General features: G+C 67.5%; 16 protein-coding genes. 12 read left to right on the forward strand and 4 right to left on the reverse strand.

Features of this window, described 5'->3' with window-relative positions:
- Both ACLLJJ_RS20930 and ACLLJJ_RS20935 read right to left on the reverse strand, forming a co-directional pair.
- The gene (locus ACLLJJ_RS20930; protein WP_434593777.1) at positions 1-516 is read right to left on the reverse strand and encodes a hypothetical protein; all 516 of its coding nucleotides are present in this window, start codon (positions 514-516) and stop codon (positions 1-3) included.
- Positions 517-754: 238 nt separating this feature from the next.
- A complete protein-coding gene (locus tag ACLLJJ_RS20935; RefSeq protein ID WP_434593780.1) occupies positions 755-1,261 on the reverse strand; it encodes a restriction endonuclease in 507 nt (168 codons plus the stop codon).
- Between the two features lie 570 nt (positions 1,262-1,831).
- Here ACLLJJ_RS20935 and ACLLJJ_RS20940 point away from each other — a divergent pair.
- The 3 genes from ACLLJJ_RS20940 to ACLLJJ_RS20950 all read left to right on the forward strand — a co-directional run bounded on the left by ACLLJJ_RS20940 (position 1,832) and on the right by ACLLJJ_RS20950 (position 4,545).
- Positions 1,832-2,275, forward strand: coding sequence for a hypothetical protein (locus ACLLJJ_RS20940; protein WP_434593782.1), 444 nt, complete (start codon positions 1,832-1,834; stop codon positions 2,273-2,275).
- Positions 2,276-2,417: 142 nt separating this feature from the next.
- A complete protein-coding gene (locus ACLLJJ_RS20945) occupies positions 2,418-3,653 on the forward strand; it encodes an MAB_1171c family putative transporter (RefSeq protein ID WP_434593784.1) in 1,236 nt (411 codons plus the stop codon).
- 265 nt (positions 3,654-3,918) lie between these two features.
- Positions 3,919-4,545 carry an HAD-IA family hydrolase gene (locus tag ACLLJJ_RS20950; protein WP_434600473.1) on the forward strand — a complete coding sequence of 209 codons (627 nt, stop codon included), beginning with the start codon at positions 3,919-3,921 and terminating at the stop codon, positions 4,543-4,545.
- A gap of 211 nt (positions 4,546-4,756) precedes the next feature.
- On the opposite strand, the gene ACLLJJ_RS20955 is transcribed toward ACLLJJ_RS20950, so the two are convergent.
- Positions 4,757-5,632, reverse strand: coding sequence for a helix-turn-helix domain-containing protein (locus ACLLJJ_RS20955; protein WP_434593786.1), 876 nt, complete (start codon positions 5,630-5,632; stop codon positions 4,757-4,759).
- Between the two features lie 570 nt (positions 5,633-6,202).
- On the opposite strand from ACLLJJ_RS20955, the gene ACLLJJ_RS20960 reads away from it, so the two are divergent.
- The 9 genes from ACLLJJ_RS20960 (at position 6,203) to ACLLJJ_RS21000 (ending at position 13,272) form a co-directional block, all read left to right on the forward strand.
- Positions 6,203-6,529, forward strand: coding sequence for a transcriptional regulator (locus tag ACLLJJ_RS20960; RefSeq protein ID WP_434593788.1), 327 nt, complete (start codon positions 6,203-6,205; stop codon positions 6,527-6,529).
- A 1-nt stretch (position 6,530) separates the two neighbouring features.
- On the forward strand, positions 6,531-7,550 hold the full coding sequence (locus tag ACLLJJ_RS20965; protein ID WP_434593791.1) for a hypothetical protein: 1,020 nt from the start codon (positions 6,531-6,533) through the stop codon (positions 7,548-7,550).
- On the forward strand, positions 7,550-8,257 hold the full coding sequence (locus tag ACLLJJ_RS20970; RefSeq protein WP_434593792.1) for an ATP-binding protein: 708 nt from the start codon (positions 7,550-7,552) through the stop codon (positions 8,255-8,257). Before ACLLJJ_RS20965 ends, ACLLJJ_RS20970 begins: the two co-directional genes overlap by 1 nt.
- Before the next feature lie 117 nt (positions 8,258-8,374).
- On the forward strand, positions 8,375-8,941 hold the full coding sequence (locus ACLLJJ_RS20975; protein WP_434593795.1) for a WhiB family transcriptional regulator: 567 nt from the start codon (positions 8,375-8,377) through the stop codon (positions 8,939-8,941).
- Positions 8,938-10,002: a DUF2637 domain-containing protein gene (locus ACLLJJ_RS20980; protein WP_434593797.1), complete on the forward strand. Its 1,065-nt coding sequence runs from the start codon at positions 8,938-8,940 to the stop codon at positions 10,000-10,002. Before ACLLJJ_RS20975 ends, ACLLJJ_RS20980 begins: the two co-directional genes overlap by 4 nt.
- 102 nt (positions 10,003-10,104) lie before the next feature.
- Positions 10,105-10,329: a hypothetical protein gene (locus ACLLJJ_RS20985; RefSeq protein ID WP_434593800.1), complete on the forward strand. Its 225-nt coding sequence runs from the start codon at positions 10,105-10,107 to the stop codon at positions 10,327-10,329.
- 194 nt (positions 10,330-10,523) lie between these two features.
- Complete coding sequence (locus ACLLJJ_RS20990) at positions 10,524-10,991, forward strand: MobC family plasmid mobilization relaxosome protein (protein ID WP_434593802.1); 468 nt, start codon at positions 10,524-10,526, stop codon at positions 10,989-10,991.
- Positions 10,991-12,760: a relaxase/mobilization nuclease domain-containing protein gene (locus ACLLJJ_RS20995; protein ID WP_434593804.1), complete on the forward strand. Its 1,770-nt coding sequence runs from the start codon at positions 10,991-10,993 to the stop codon at positions 12,758-12,760. Before ACLLJJ_RS20990 ends, ACLLJJ_RS20995 begins: the two co-directional genes overlap by 1 nt.
- A 107-nt stretch (positions 12,761-12,867) precedes the next feature.
- Positions 12,868-13,272 (forward strand): hypothetical protein, encoded by a 405-nt coding sequence (locus ACLLJJ_RS21000; RefSeq protein ID WP_434593807.1) that lies wholly within the window; start codon positions 12,868-12,870, stop codon positions 13,270-13,272.
- 70 nt (positions 13,273-13,342) lie between these two features.
- On the opposite strand, the gene ACLLJJ_RS21005 is transcribed toward ACLLJJ_RS21000, so the two are convergent.
- A complete protein-coding gene (locus tag ACLLJJ_RS21005) occupies positions 13,343-13,513 on the reverse strand; it encodes a hypothetical protein (protein ID WP_434593810.1) in 171 nt (56 codons plus the stop codon).
- Between the last annotated feature and the right edge of the window lie 84 nt (positions 13,514-13,597).

The raw sequence follows: 13,597 nt of genomic DNA on the forward strand, positions 1-13,597 counted from the left end.
TTAACGCACCAATTCACGACTGAGCGTCTCTCGCCCAGACGCTAGGAAACGCTCTTCCATCTCCTCGTACAACTCGATGGCGTCGCTTGCCCGTTGCTCGTCTCCTTGGCCGTCGTACAGATCCTCCACCTCGCGGCACCAGCTAGTCATGGCCGAGGCCAGGTTGTTCGCATCGCGGGCGACCTTGTCCGGGCCGTGCAGCCTCACGAGGCTCACAGCTTCAAGGGCGGCATCGACGGCCGGCCTGAACCCAGCGAGGCTGTCGGCAAGGTGGGGAGACCGTTGAGCACCTGGGACTGCCTGAACCGCCACGTGGGCGGCGTAGCCGACTCGATAGGTGCGGCTGCACTCAGTGACGAGGTTTGAATAGGCGATCGATCTGCCTTCCCTCTCGGACTGACCGCGCTGCGTGCGCCTCTGTTCCGTCCCACCGAGGCGGGTCGTAGCCAGCGTCCCCAGCACGCCACTGACCGCGCCCACGACAGTCCCGATTAACCCGACCACTGCACTGTCCATGCCCCCATTGAAGCCGAAGGCAGAGCCGAGCATGCCGGCTCTGCCTTCAAACCGACAGGCCGACCTCGCCCGGCGGCCCGCCAGAACGCAGTGCAGAGGCACCCAGTCGGTGACGCTCCAGACCAACGACCGCCTTCGAGCCAGTCCTCGTCGCCGAGGGGTGCCGGCACTGCGTGCGCATCGAACTGCACGAGCCTGGGCCCGAGCAGCAGTCGGCCGCGGTGCTCGCCGCCGCTGACTACAAGCCGGTCTTGGGGTTCCCGTAGAGCAGCCGGCGCGTGGCAGGGTCCCGGCTGAGGATGGCCTCCTCGAAGTCCTCGTCCAGGTCCTCCCACCGGGGGCGCGGCCGTTCCCAGAGGTAGAGGTCGACTTGCGGATGCGCCGCGTGAGCGAGGCGTGAGAAGGCGGGAGCTGTGATGCCGCCGAAGACGCACAACGCGCCCCGATCTGCTTCGAGGTCATGGAGCTTGCCGATGAACTCCTCGACCGTCGCGAGTCCTACCGACCTCTCATAGCGCTTGCACTCGAAGACGATCTTGATCTGCGTTCCGGCCAGCCTTCCGGTGACCAAGACGTCGATCTGCCGCTCGATGCCGCTCAACCGCCCTTTGAGGCGTGCGTTGTGAGTGACCGTCGCTGCCGAGTCAAGGTCTGCCACCTTCCTGGTCACGACTTCCTCGAAGCGGCGCCAATCGGTGTGCCCGTCAGCGCCTGGGACGCTCCTCAAGTACATGACACTGCCCATGCGTTGACTGTATCCCGTCGGTCTGACAACCCCGGCGGCCCAACCAACAAAGGAGTTGAGTTGTATTCAGAAAGGCGGTTGAGGTGCGCGGACCCAGACCCGATCCTTTCAATAGGCGCGCGCGCAGCGACCGAAATGGACCTGACAAAGTCCGGTTAAATGCACCTGACAAAACAGAGTGGTCGGGGGTCTCGTCCCGGAGCCATTTGAAGATCGCTTAAGGGCGGTCGGCCAATTTCGATCTTGGTGCCCACTTTGTGGCCTATCGCACCTAGGTGACCTTCGCTACACATCCCTCCCATGTGGATCACGGTTTCCTGCTTGTAGGGTTAGGCGCAGACAGGTGTGCTGGCCAACCACCACGCACCCAAGACGCAAGCTCCTGGCTACCAGCGCCTCGCGTACGAGTATCGGGATTGAGCTGGCGGCGAATATCGGCGGAATCTCTAGGGAGCGACTATGCGTTGGCGTCGAGGCCCTTCACAGCGCGCCTTCGTGAAGGAATGCGAGAGGCTGCTCGCGGGCCTCCCTATTCCCACACCTTTCAGCGTTGAGGCTCTGGTGCGGAATATGGAAGTCCTGTTGGGCCGCCAGATCCGGCTTGTGCCACTGGACGACCCCGACGGAGGTCTCGGCGCAGCGTGCGGCCTTCGGGTCAAAGCGCCGGAGTTCACGATCATTCTTTACCGTCGGCGGTCGAGTCGAAATCAGACCGAGCACATCATTCTCCATGAGCTGGTACACGAGTGGCTGGACCACGGGACTTGTTTGACGGCTGCCGAGATCGAGCGGTACGTGCCTGAAAGAATCCGCCAGGAAGTCCTTCGGCGTTTTCCGTCGACGCTAGTCCAGGGGCGAGTGAATTTCGATAGTCCCGAGGAAAAGCAAGCCGAGATGTCGGCCTCGCTGATAAAGCGATTGGCCCGCCGTCAGTCGTTCACGGGAGATGACATGGTAAGCCTGCTGGAGAACTCTCTTGCTCATCCCGTTGCTCCTCCACGGCGTCGAGTTTAGTCGCGATCGCCTGGCGAGCACCTAGGTTCAATTTCTGACCTAGGCTTTGCTGCGCCTTGTAACCCTTATCGGCAGTCAAGTCTGCACTCAACCGACCTTGCGGGTCGACAAAATGCAGCCCGCGTAGAGACCCACTGGTTCCGTGTTCGAATACTTTCAGTACCTGACTGCGGCAGTCATGACCCTTATCGCTATCTGGAGATTCCCTGCGGTTCGATATGGTGACTCTCACCGCAGGGCTTTGTGGGGCGGCTACGCGGGATTTGCCGTAGCCCTATGTCTCTACACGCCGGCGGCAATGAATGCTGTCGACCTCGTTCCTGTGGTGGATCTGAGCGCTCTACTTCGGCACTTTGCCAGTACTGCAGCGATCATGGCAGCCCTGACATACGTCGCCACCAGCTACGGAAAGAGCGCCGAGGCGGTCGTGCCTCGACACGTAGCGGTCTCGCGCTGGATAGCCCGCGCCTCGTATAAGGCGGGGGCGATAGGCGTAATTCTACTCACGGTCCTATTCTTCACCGTGGTGCATCGCGACAAGCCCAGTGAGAATTTCCTCATCGACCATGCGGGAGAATGGGGAGTCGCGGTTTACATGACCGTCTTCTACTTCTTCCCGCTCATCACGACAGCAGTCTGTGGTTATCAGTGGACGAGGGCGGCGCGGCAGGCCGAAAGTACGAGCATGCGCGTCGGGCTGGGTTTGATGGGAATCTCGATGTGGATGGGGTTGATTCATACCGTCGCACGTATCGCCATCCTTTGGGTCGCGGTTGCCTTCCCTCTGCGCCCCTCGACGGTTCAGTTCCTCGTGGACGTCACATCAATATGGATGGACGTGCTTTTTCTGATCGTTGCCGCAGGGGCGAGCATTCCAACCACCCGTGCGGCAGTGGCCCGATGGAAGACATGGCAGACCCTTAACAGGACTTATCCGCTCTGGATTGACCTGGTGCGGGCTTTTCCCGGGACAAGCCTGTACCCGCCTGGGCGGCGCCTAGCTGAACTCATGCACATACGGGTCCCAATCGACGTCCGCCTAGACCGATGGACTCAGGATATCGCTGACGCTTGCGAAAAGCTCCGGCATTATGCTCCGCGAAACCTGATGTTCGCCGCAGAAGACATTACCGCTTCGCATTCTGACCCTGACCCGGCGGCGGAAGCGTATTGGATTAAGGCTGCCCTTCTGGCCGCTGACACCATGCAAGTCTGTCCGCAGGCCGCTGCGCCCCTGAGAGATAAGCCGTTCGTTGATACCGACAGCGAAGCGGCATGGCTAGTAAGAGTCAGCACCGCCTACTCGCGCATCACGACGGATCAGGCGCAGAGGCTTCTCCAGCAGTCCACAGGAGTGGATTCCAAAGTGGATCAATAGCCAGCAGAGGCTCGCCATCGGATGCTCGGGGGTGATCTTCATATTGATCTTGAGCGAGGGCTCCGCGAGTGAGATTCGGCACTCTTGGCTGCACGAACTGGGCTGGTACCGTGGGTTGAGCGGACTGATAGGCCCTGCTCCGCCCAGTAATTGATGAATGGACTTCGGCCTCGTGGCGCACAGTACTGCTGCCACCTATGCAGGCGAGTCCGTGGCGCTGTCCGGTCTGGATGGACGTCCGAAATCTCAGCAATGGAGTTCCCGCATGTCCAACCGCACCGGCCTCATCCTCGATTTCGGAGGCGTGCTCACCACCCCCCTGCTGCCCGCTGTGCTCGCCTTCGAGAGGCGTGAGGGTCTTCCACAGGGCGCGTGCCTCACGGCCCTGTACAAGGACGACGAAGGCGTCCGGATCACGAGCGACCTTGAGCGAGGAGCGGTTTCCCAGGACCAGTGGAACGACTTCGCCGGCAAGATGCTGGGGGTGGCCCCCGACAACCTGATGGGTCGCATCTTCGGCGACCTGCGCCCTGAGCCGCTACTGATCAACGCGGCTGCGGCGTCGCGGCGAGCCGGGATCAAGGTGGGCATCCTGTCGAACAGCGTTGGACTGGCCCCGTGGGACCTGTATCAGGGCTACGAGCTGGAGACGCTGTACGACGTCGTGGTGATCTCCGAGCAGCACCTGATGCGCAAGCCTGACCCGAGCCTCTTCGAGGTCACGCTCAAGCTCATGGATATGCCCGCCGAGCAGTGCATCTTCGTCGATGACACCGAAGCGTACGTTCATGCAGCGGAGCAGCTCGGCCTCGCCGGAGTGCACAACAAGGACCCCAAGCAGACGGTCACGGTTCTCTCTGAGCTTCTTGGCGTGGACCTCGCGGCGTCCTAGCCAGGTATCGGCCGAGCGCATGCCCGGTCCTCTGAGAAGAGGCCACCGACACAGCGAAGGGACTATGGCGTCACCCTGATCATGGGGTGACGCCATAGTCCCTTCGCCGTGTCGGCTCCTGTTTGCCTGTAGCGCAGCGTGCCGACCTGCTCCACGCTCGGACAGCAGGCCGCAGCAGAAGCGTCTCGGGTACGCGAGCTGCCGGGTGCCGTCAATCCCCGTCCTGCACCTCTGGCAGCTTGTGCTTCAGCTCTCCGACGAGGTTGTTGATGTTGGCCATCATCTCGGCCGACAGGCCGCTCCCGTTGCCGCGGGCAGCCAGGCCAAGGATCTGGCCTCGGTGAATCGAGCCAAGGAAGCGGATCGCTTCCAGGAGCTCGCGGGCCGCAGGGTTGACCTCGGCATCGTCCTGGAAGAGGGCGGTGTCGACCTGAAGCGCCTCGGCTAGGCCGGCCCGCACTGCGTCGGAAGCCTCGGTTGCGGCACCCGTGCGAAGGGCGACGATGTCGTCCGTGGTGACGGCCGTTCTGCCTGCGTGTGCATTGACGGCCCGCGCGATTGCCTCGTCAGAGGGCGCCTCTTGGCTCACGTACCCGTGCCGCAGGAGATAGTTGATCTTCTCTCCGATCGTGCGGGGCGCGGATGCCTGCTCGTCACGCGAAGTCCTGGGACGAAGGCCGAACGAGCAGTCCTGGGCGGCCAGCAATTCCGCTTCGGTCACCCCGTACGCCACTGCGAGCGGCTGCACGTAGGCGTCGGCGAGTCTGCGCCGACCGGATTCGGCGTTGCTGACTGGTGTGCGGCTCGCGTCGATGACCGCAGCAGCCTGCGCCACGCTAAGGCCGGCGTCGCACCGCAGGAGCTGCAGGTCCGGCGGGCCATCGTGAGGGAAGAGAACGTCCAGCGGCTGTCCGAGCGCCGCTGCAATCGCGGGGAGCTTCTCGCCCTTGGGGAAATCCTGACCGCTCTCCCACCGCGCGACGGCGGGGCCGCTGACGCCTACCTCGGCCCCCAACTCCTTCTGGCCAAGGTCCCTGCCCCGGCGGACAGCACGCACGCGACTGCCGTCGAACTGACGTGGGGGCACATGAACTCCTGCGGCGGGGCGGTCGGGCGGGTCGGGGCGGCGTCTAGGGCAACTGTAATCCAGGCTTGATACATCCGCATAACTAACGTACGTTCCTGTATCGCACCTGTTGATCGGCCCCGACCCTCAAGTGTGCCAGCCCCTGGGAGACCTCTATGCATGTTGCGTTGTTGCGGCCACTCGCGCAACGTCCCCACGCGTTCGGTACCCAGTTGTTGTCGACCGATCGCTGGGGCAGCGTCCTCGATACCGGCCGTCGCCACCCTTGTACGACGGGTTAGCGCCAGGGATGGACTTGTCCGCGGGTGTCTACGTATGTTCGTGGTCCCCCGCCGGGCAGCGGCCCGGGGAGGGGCGAAACGAGCAGGTGGAAGGCAGGGGGGAGGGGGTGGTGCGAATGCGAGCGCACGGTCCGTGACGTAGCGCAGCAAAGCAAACCGGCGCCCGGGAGCTACCAACTCCCAAGCGCCGGGCCGGCACCCCGAGGGGCGCCAATTCACATCACGCGGGCGGCGGGGCTTCTTGCACGAAAACCGCCGCACCGCACTCCTACGAACAACGGAGTATCGCATGCTCGCCATGCCGAGCGGAACCCCGGCCTGCCCGGACGCTGACCGAAAGCGCCGCCTCGCCGCCCAGCTCGCCGACATGATTCCGGGCGCGGCCACCATCCGGGTCAGCCTGAACGACCCGAAGGAGGCGTGGCCCCACCCGCACGCCATCGTCAAGGACGCGGCCGGGGAGACCCTGGAGCTGGGGCGGACGACCGCGAGGGTCGCAGCCCGCTGGATCCTGCGGGTCTGGCCGGAGATGGACTGGACCCGGCCGCACACCTTCGACCTGGCCCTCGCGACCCTCACCCGCAGCGACTTGATCGCCGCCGGTCGGGGCCGCTGACATGGCGCGAATCCGAACGATCAAGCCGGAGGCATTCGTCTCCGAGTCGCTCGCCGAAGTGAGCGTCGAGGCAGAGCGCACCTTCTTCGGCCTGCTCACCCAGGCCGACGACCACGGCCGCCACCGCGACAACGCCGCGATCATCGCCGGGCTGCTCTGGCCCCTGCGCGCCGAGCACACCTCGGTCCACGTCGAAGACGACCTCCACCAGCTCGCGACCGCTGGCCTGATCTGCCGGTACACCGGCTGTGACGGCCGTCGGTACCTCCACATCGTGACCTGGTCCGCGCACCAGAAGATCGACAAGCCGAGCCAGTCCCGACTGCCCACCTGCCCGCAGCACCACGGTGCCGACCGGTGCGCGCCCTGCAAGGGGACCTGCACCAAGCGGGCCGAGGAGTCGCCCACCCCTACGCGAGGGCTCGCCGAGGCTTCGCCGAACGCTCCCCGAGCCCTCGATCTGCCCGCGCAGCCCCTCGTGACACCTCACGCCAACGCCGACCGGGCTCACACCGTCCAGCAGGACGCCTTCGACGACATGGCCGGCACTCCTAGCCCCCCTGACCCGAAAAGCGCAGGTCAGGCGGCATTCTCCGAGGCTTCCCCGAACCTTCCCCGAAACCTCGGAGAGGGCTCGGCGCCTGGATCTAGGATCTTGGATCCTGGATCTTCTATCCCTACGGGGCGCACAGCGCCCGCAGCCACGGTCTCGGCCAACCAACTCGTCGGCGAGTACATCGCTGCCTGCGACGAGCGTCCGCCCAGCGACGTGATCGGGCACCTCGGGCGGATCGCCAAGAAGCTCCTGGGCGAGGGCATCGCCCCGGAGCACATCCGGGGCGGGCTGCAGAACTTCGCGGCCAACCCCAAGCACCCGAGCGTCCTGACCAGCATGGTCAACGAGGCCATGAACGCACGCTCGGGCGGTTTGGCGCGGCCGGGAATCCGGCCTAACGTGCCCGCTCACCAGGCGTGGACCAACCCGGCCAACGCTGCCGCCGCCTACGCCGAGGAGCTGTGATGCGCACCCGTACCCGCGAACCGCAGACCATCGGCAGCGAGGGCACCCTGGACCGGATGGCCCGGATCCTGGCCGCCCGCAACATCGACCCGGCCGCCGTCGCCGCAGTGGTCGACGAGCCCGAGCCGTTCTCTCCGCTGGATGCCCTGCTGGCGGGGATGCCGCCGCGCTACCAGGCCGCTGTCGCCGACCACCCCCAGGTCCTGGCCTGGGCCCGGGACGTCGCCGAGGCAGCCATCGCCCCCAGCGTGGGAGCCCGGCGACAGGTCACCACCGGCCCCAGCCTGCTGATGGCCGGAGTCGTCGGCGCGGGCAAGACGCACCAGGCGTACGGGGCGGTCAGGCGACTGGTACAGGGCGGAGTCGGCGTGCGCTGGCGCGCGACCACCGCCGCCGACCTGTACGCCGACCTGCGGCCCCGGCCCGGGGTGGACAGCGAGCGGGAGCTGGCGGCCGTCAGCCGCTGCCCGCTCCTGATCATCGACGACCTCGGCGCGGCCAAGGCCAGCGAGTGGGTCGAGGAAGTGACATACCGGCTGATCAACCGCCGGTACAACTACGAACTCCCGACCCTGATCACCACCAACCTGGCGATCAAGGACCTCCGGGCCTACGTCGGCGACCGCATCGCCTCCCGCCTTGCGCAGATGACCACACGGGTCGAGTTCGAGCCGGTCGACCGCAGACGCCACCGCGCCGCAGCCTGATCCGCCGCAGGCCACCACGCCGGGCCGCGCCCTCCGCGCGCCGCCCCATGCACCTCCCGACCCAGCGCACCTCTCCGCCGACGCCCCTGCGCGTGGAGAGCGATCGGAGCAACCCGCATGACCACCACGACGATCAGCCCTGCCCGCCACCGGTCGCTCGGCGACCAGACCTGGCAGGACCAGGCCGTCTGCCAGAGCACCGAGTACAACCCGGTGGACCCCGAAATCTTCTTCCCGGAGCCCGACGAGACCGACAAGATCACCGCCGCGAAGTCGCTCTGCGGCCAGTGCCCTGTCCGCCGCGTCTGCCTGGACGCCGCCCTGGAGAGCGGCGACACCGACGGCATCCGGGGCGGACTGACCGAAGAGGAGCGCGGGCCGCTGCACGAGAAGCTCGCCAACCGCCTCGACTACAGCCGCGTCAACGCCACCATCGCCGGACGGGACGTCCACCTCACCAAGGCCGAGCGCCGCGCGGTCGTCCACGCCGCCTACCGCCACGGGGTGACCGAGCAGCGCCTGGCCTGGCTCCTGAAGATCACCGAGGAGCACGCCCAGAAGCTCTACCGCGAGACCCGCCGCGCCCTGCGCAACCGAGACCTGGAGCAGACCACGAAGACCACCTCGCCCCCCGAGACCGACGGCGAGCACCTGGGCCGCGACGACTTCGGGACGGCGGCGTGAGCACCGCGAGCGCGCCGAAGACGGCGCACATCACCGGCTGGGACCGCGCGGTCGTCATCGCCCTGGGCGGCGCGGGGTGCGCCCTGTCGTACGACGCCCTCCAGCAGATGGCCGTCGCCATCCACGTCCGCGGTTTCCTGACCTACCTCTTCCCCCTGGTGATCGACGGCTTCATCGCCTACGGCATCCGGGCACTCCTGGTCCTGCGCGACGCGCCCCTGCGCGCCCGGCTCTACGTCTGGGCCCTCTTCGGCACGGCCACCGCCGCCAGCATCTGGGCCAACGCCCTACACGCGGTCCGGCTCAACGACGAAGCGGTCGCCGGCACCGGTCTCCGACTCGGAGACATGGTGGTCGCAGTGCTGTCCACCATCGCCCCCCTCGCGCTGGCCGGAGCGGTCCACCTGTACATCCTGATCGCCCGGGGCCCGGTCAAGGAGAGTGACCGGGAGGACCTCGGTCAGGCCGGTCACCTCGGTCAGGCTGACCGGCCCGAGGGCATCGCGGTCACCCGGGCTGACCGGCTCGGTCAGCAGCAGCCGCAGCCCGGTCAGGTCAGCGCCGGGCAGTCGGTCACTGCCCTGACCGACCGGCCCCGACCGGTCCTGAACAAGCAGGCCCCGAGTCCTCGGTCACTGACCGAGGACAGCGCCCCGACGGACAGCAGCCCGGTCACCGGTGACCGCGAACAGCCGCACGAGGCCCCTGACCTGCCCGGACAGCCGGACGCTGCGCCGCCGGTCACTGACCGCGCGGTCGGCACCGAGCCGGTCACCGGCAACCCGGACGGCCACGCGCCGGACACCGACCGGCCGGTCACTCCGCCGCCGGTCACTGACCGGGACCCCCGGACGGCCACTGACCGGCGGAGTGACCCGGACACCGAGGAACTGCTGAAGATCGCCCGGTCAGCGGTCAGGGCCGAGGACAAGCTGACCCGGAAGGTGGTCGCCCAGGCGATCCGGGGTCAGCAGATACCGCTGTCCAGCGACACCCTGACCACCCTGATGGCTCAGCTCCGCGCTCAGCACGGACAGCCGGTCACCTTCGGCCGGAACTGACAGGACAGCACGAGGCGGGTGACCGAGCCGGACACCACGGCCGGTCACCCGCCCCCGGACACGCGCCCCACATCCTTCCGACACGAAGCGGAGAGCAACCCCATGCGCACCCACCCGGCCACACCCACCGAGATCAACTCCTGGCTGACCGTCCTGCACCAGCGCGGCCACCTGTACCGGGCCCAGTCCGCCCCCGACAACACCTGGACCGTGCAGCGAACCCGCGAAAGTCGGCCCTGGACCCTCCACCACCCGGTCCTGGCCATGGACTGGATCGAGGAACTCGTCCGCGAACTGCGGCAGGAGAATCCGGAGACGAGTCGGTGACGGCCAACGATCCGGTGGTCACCACCGCCGGACAGCAGCGTGACCCCACGACGGCTCCTGGCGGAGCAAGTTGTCGCGTACGACGGTCCTACGGCCCGTCGTACGCACTTGCCCTCGCCCAGGGGGGCGGGGGAAGTCTGGCTGGTCCCCGAGCGAGGGCGCTCGGGGACCAGCCAGACGCCCGGCACCAGGGGGTGCCAGACGCGGGGGGAGAAGCAGACCGCCACAGCGACCGCGAGCAGCCGAGCCCAAGCACGTCCCCCTTCCCCGAGCGCAAGCCGCGCCGCCGCAGCCGCAACCCGACCGAGCGCACCCGCAAGATAACCACCCGCCTCTCCGACGACGAGAAAGCCGAGATCGCCGTCGCCGCCGCGCAGCGCAGCGTCACCGTCGCCCGATTCCTCGCCGCCGCCGGCCTCGCCGCCGCCCGCGGTTCCACCACCCTGCACACCAACGAACAGCTCGACGCCGCCATCGACGAGCTGGCCGCCCTGCGCACCGCCCTCTCACGGGTCGGCAACAACATCAACCAGATCGCCTACGTCCACAACGCCGGGGGGCAGCCCAGGCCCGGCGAACTCGAACACGCCCTCACAACCCTGACCCGACTCCTAGCCCGCATTGACGACGTGGCCGACACCCTGGTGAAGAAGCGACTCTGATGGTCCCCAAGATCCGACGCGGCTCACGAACCCACGGCCTGCTCGTCTACCTGTACGGCCCTGGCAAACGCGACGAACACACCGACGCGCACCTCGTCGGGAGCTGGGACGGCTTCGCCCCCGACCCCGGACGAGACACCAGCCCCGACCCCGACCCCAAGGTCACCCTCGCCCGCCTGTCCGCAGCGCTGGACCTGCGGGTCAAGCAGGCCGGCGCCACGGCACCTGCCCAGCACGTCTGGCACTGCTCGGTCCGCACCGACCCCGGCGACCGACACCTGACCGACGCCGAATGGAACACCGTCGCCCGCCGCCTGGTCCACGCCGTCAACCTCGCCCCCGAAGGCGATCCCGACGGGTGCCGCTGGGTCGCCGTACGGCACGCCGACGACCACATCCACATCCTGGCCACTATGGTCCGAGGCGACCTGCGCCGTCCGAGGATGAACTACGACTTCAAGAAGGCCCAGGCCGAATGCCGCCGCATCGAGAAGGAGATGGGGTTCCGCCAGCTCAGGCCCGGCGACGGCACCGGAGCGAAGTCCCCCACCAGCGCGGAGCGTTTCAAGGCCGAGCGCACCAGTCGGCCCGAGGCCCCCCGCGAGAGCCTCCGCGAAGCTGTGCGCCAAGCCCTCGCCGGGGCGGCCACCGAAGAGGAGTTCTTCACCAGGCTCCGCGAGGCGGGCCTCCGTGTGAAGGTCCGAAACGCCCCGTCTGGCGACGCCATCGGCTACAACGTCGCGCTTCCCGGTGACCGCAACCGCGACGGCGCACCGATCTGGTACCCCGGATCCAAGCTGGCCCCCGACCTCTCACTCCCCAAGATCCGCCGCCGCCTGGCCGACGGCACCGCTGACCAGACGACGCACCCGGCAGCGACCAGCGGCCGACCGGACTGGTCCCCGCCCGCCCGGGAACGACGCAACGCCACCGGTATCGCCGAGCGCGCCGCCGTCCTGCTCGACAGCGACGACGACGAAGCCGCAGGTCAACTGGTGGGGATCGGCGAACTCCTGGACGCGGTGACACAGACCTCCCCGGCCGCCACCCGCGCCGAGCTGGGCGCCGCCGCCCGATCCTTCGAGCGTGCCACCCGCAGCCACGTCCGAGCGGAGCATGCCGACACGCGGGCGATCCGCTCGGCGGCCCGGGGCATCATCCAGGCTGGCAGCGCCCTCGGACGTGGCGAGGACGGTGGCACCACCGCCATGCTCCTCTCCACCCTGGTCCTGGTCACGATCGCCGCCGCCCGCTGGCACTCCGCCCGTGGACACGCCCAGCAGGCTCACGCTTCCCGACAGACCGCCGAGCATCTGCGAGCCGCCTACCGACAGGCCGCTGCCACTCCCATGCAGGCGCTACACGACCAAGGTCGCGCTCTACCGGAATCCGAACGCCGCGCCCACCAAGCCACCATCCGCGCAGCACTACCCGACGGGGTGATGCGAGCAGACAGCTCGTCCACGACCGATGCCCTGACCGCCACACTTGCCCAGGCCGAGCACGCAGGCCACGACCCCAAGGCCCTCCTCCAGCAGGCCATCGACATGCGCGAACTCGACACGGCTGACGACGTGAACGACGTGCTTGTCTGGCGACTGCGCCGCCTTGCCCAGCTTCCCGCTCACCCGGGTGAAGCGACGCGCCGCCCGCAGGCCGGCACCAGCCAGACGAGGGCCCCGGCCAGTCGCACCAACAACCGGACGGCACCCACGGCAGCAGCTCGCCCCACCGCCTCCGACCCACGCAACCGCCCACCGCGCCGATGACGAGGGTCCGGCGGGCCGTGTGACCGGCCCGCCGGCCTTCGAGAAACCCCTGGACAAGCAGCTCCACCGGCTGTTACGGATGGAAACAGAAGCACCTCGACCGGGAGATGACGCTCGTGCTCAGAACCACCGACCGCCCCGCAGAGCCGACACCCGTGCTGCCCGTCCTCCCCGCCCGCACCGATCCCCTGCTGCAACTCGAGTACGAGACGCAGCCGCCCAGCGGCCCCGGCGCGACGCGCTGCCTCAGCCACCCGAGTGCCCTGGCCCTTCGTGGTATCCCGGTGATGTGCACGGCCTGCCGTGCCCGGCGCGACTGGCTACTCATCAACCACGGACGGAACGTCTGGGTCTGCTGCCGCTGCAGCAACCAGTGGCTCGAACCCGAGATCAGCCGAGCCGACTTCGATGCCCTGATCGCCGTCCCGGACGGAACGACCTACCCCAGCGTCGAGCAGGGCCTCGCCGCGCTCGGCTTCGACGGGGCCTTCGCCGGCACCTACCTGGACTAGACGAGCGAAACGCCAAACGCCGAGGGGCTCCACCAACACATTGGTGGAGCCCCTCGGCGTTGCAGGATGGTTAGCCGCGGTTCGCGTTCTTCGGCAGCCCACCTCGGAAGTCGCAACCGGGACACTCGTCCTCGCCCTGGATATGGCCCTCGTACCAGCCGTGAACGGCGGCGTGGAGGATGGCGTCCTCGACCGACGCTTCGCCGTTGCGAACTGATGCGAGGGCGTTACTGACGACCACTCGGAGCGCAGCGTTGTCAGGCGAAGGGAATGGTGGGGTGGGCATCGGTGAATCGGTCATGCCCCGAGCCTAGGGGCGAACCTG

Origin of the sequence: Streptomyces sp. A5-4, assembly GCF_051131715.1 — a bacterium.
Lineage (GTDB): Bacteria > Actinomycetota > Actinomycetes > Streptomycetales > Streptomycetaceae > Streptomyces.

Excerpts from the sequence above, each read along its gene's own strand:
- ACLLJJ_RS20930 (WP_434593777.1), bottom strand. The coding sequence starts at position 516 with ATGGACAGTGCAGTGGTCGGGTTAATCGGGACTGTCGTGGGCGCGGTC.
- ACLLJJ_RS20935 (WP_434593780.1), bottom strand. The coding sequence starts at position 1,261 with ATGGGCAGTGTCATGTACTTGAGGAGCGTCCCAGGCGCTGACGGGCAC.
- ACLLJJ_RS20940 (WP_434593782.1), top strand. The coding sequence starts at position 1,832 with ATGGAAGTCCTGTTGGGCCGCCAGATCCGGCTTGTGCCACTGGACGAC.
- ACLLJJ_RS20950 (WP_434600473.1), top strand. The coding sequence starts at position 3,919 with ATGTCCAACCGCACCGGCCTCATCCTCGATTTCGGAGGCGTGCTCACC.
- ACLLJJ_RS20960 (WP_434593788.1), top strand. The coding sequence starts at position 6,203 with ATGCTCGCCATGCCGAGCGGAACCCCGGCCTGCCCGGACGCTGACCGA.
- ACLLJJ_RS20965 (WP_434593791.1), top strand. The coding sequence starts at position 6,531 with ATGGCGCGAATCCGAACGATCAAGCCGGAGGCATTCGTCTCCGAGTCG.
- ACLLJJ_RS20970 (WP_434593792.1), top strand. The coding sequence starts at position 7,550 with ATGCGCACCCGTACCCGCGAACCGCAGACCATCGGCAGCGAGGGCACC.
- ACLLJJ_RS20975 (WP_434593795.1), top strand. The coding sequence starts at position 8,375 with ATGACCACCACGACGATCAGCCCTGCCCGCCACCGGTCGCTCGGCGAC.
- ACLLJJ_RS20985 (WP_434593800.1), top strand. The coding sequence starts at position 10,105 with ATGCGCACCCACCCGGCCACACCCACCGAGATCAACTCCTGGCTGACC.
- ACLLJJ_RS20995 (WP_434593804.1), top strand. The coding sequence starts at position 10,991 with ATGGTCCCCAAGATCCGACGCGGCTCACGAACCCACGGCCTGCTCGTC.
- ACLLJJ_RS21000 (WP_434593807.1), top strand. The coding sequence starts at position 12,868 with ATGACGCTCGTGCTCAGAACCACCGACCGCCCCGCAGAGCCGACACCC.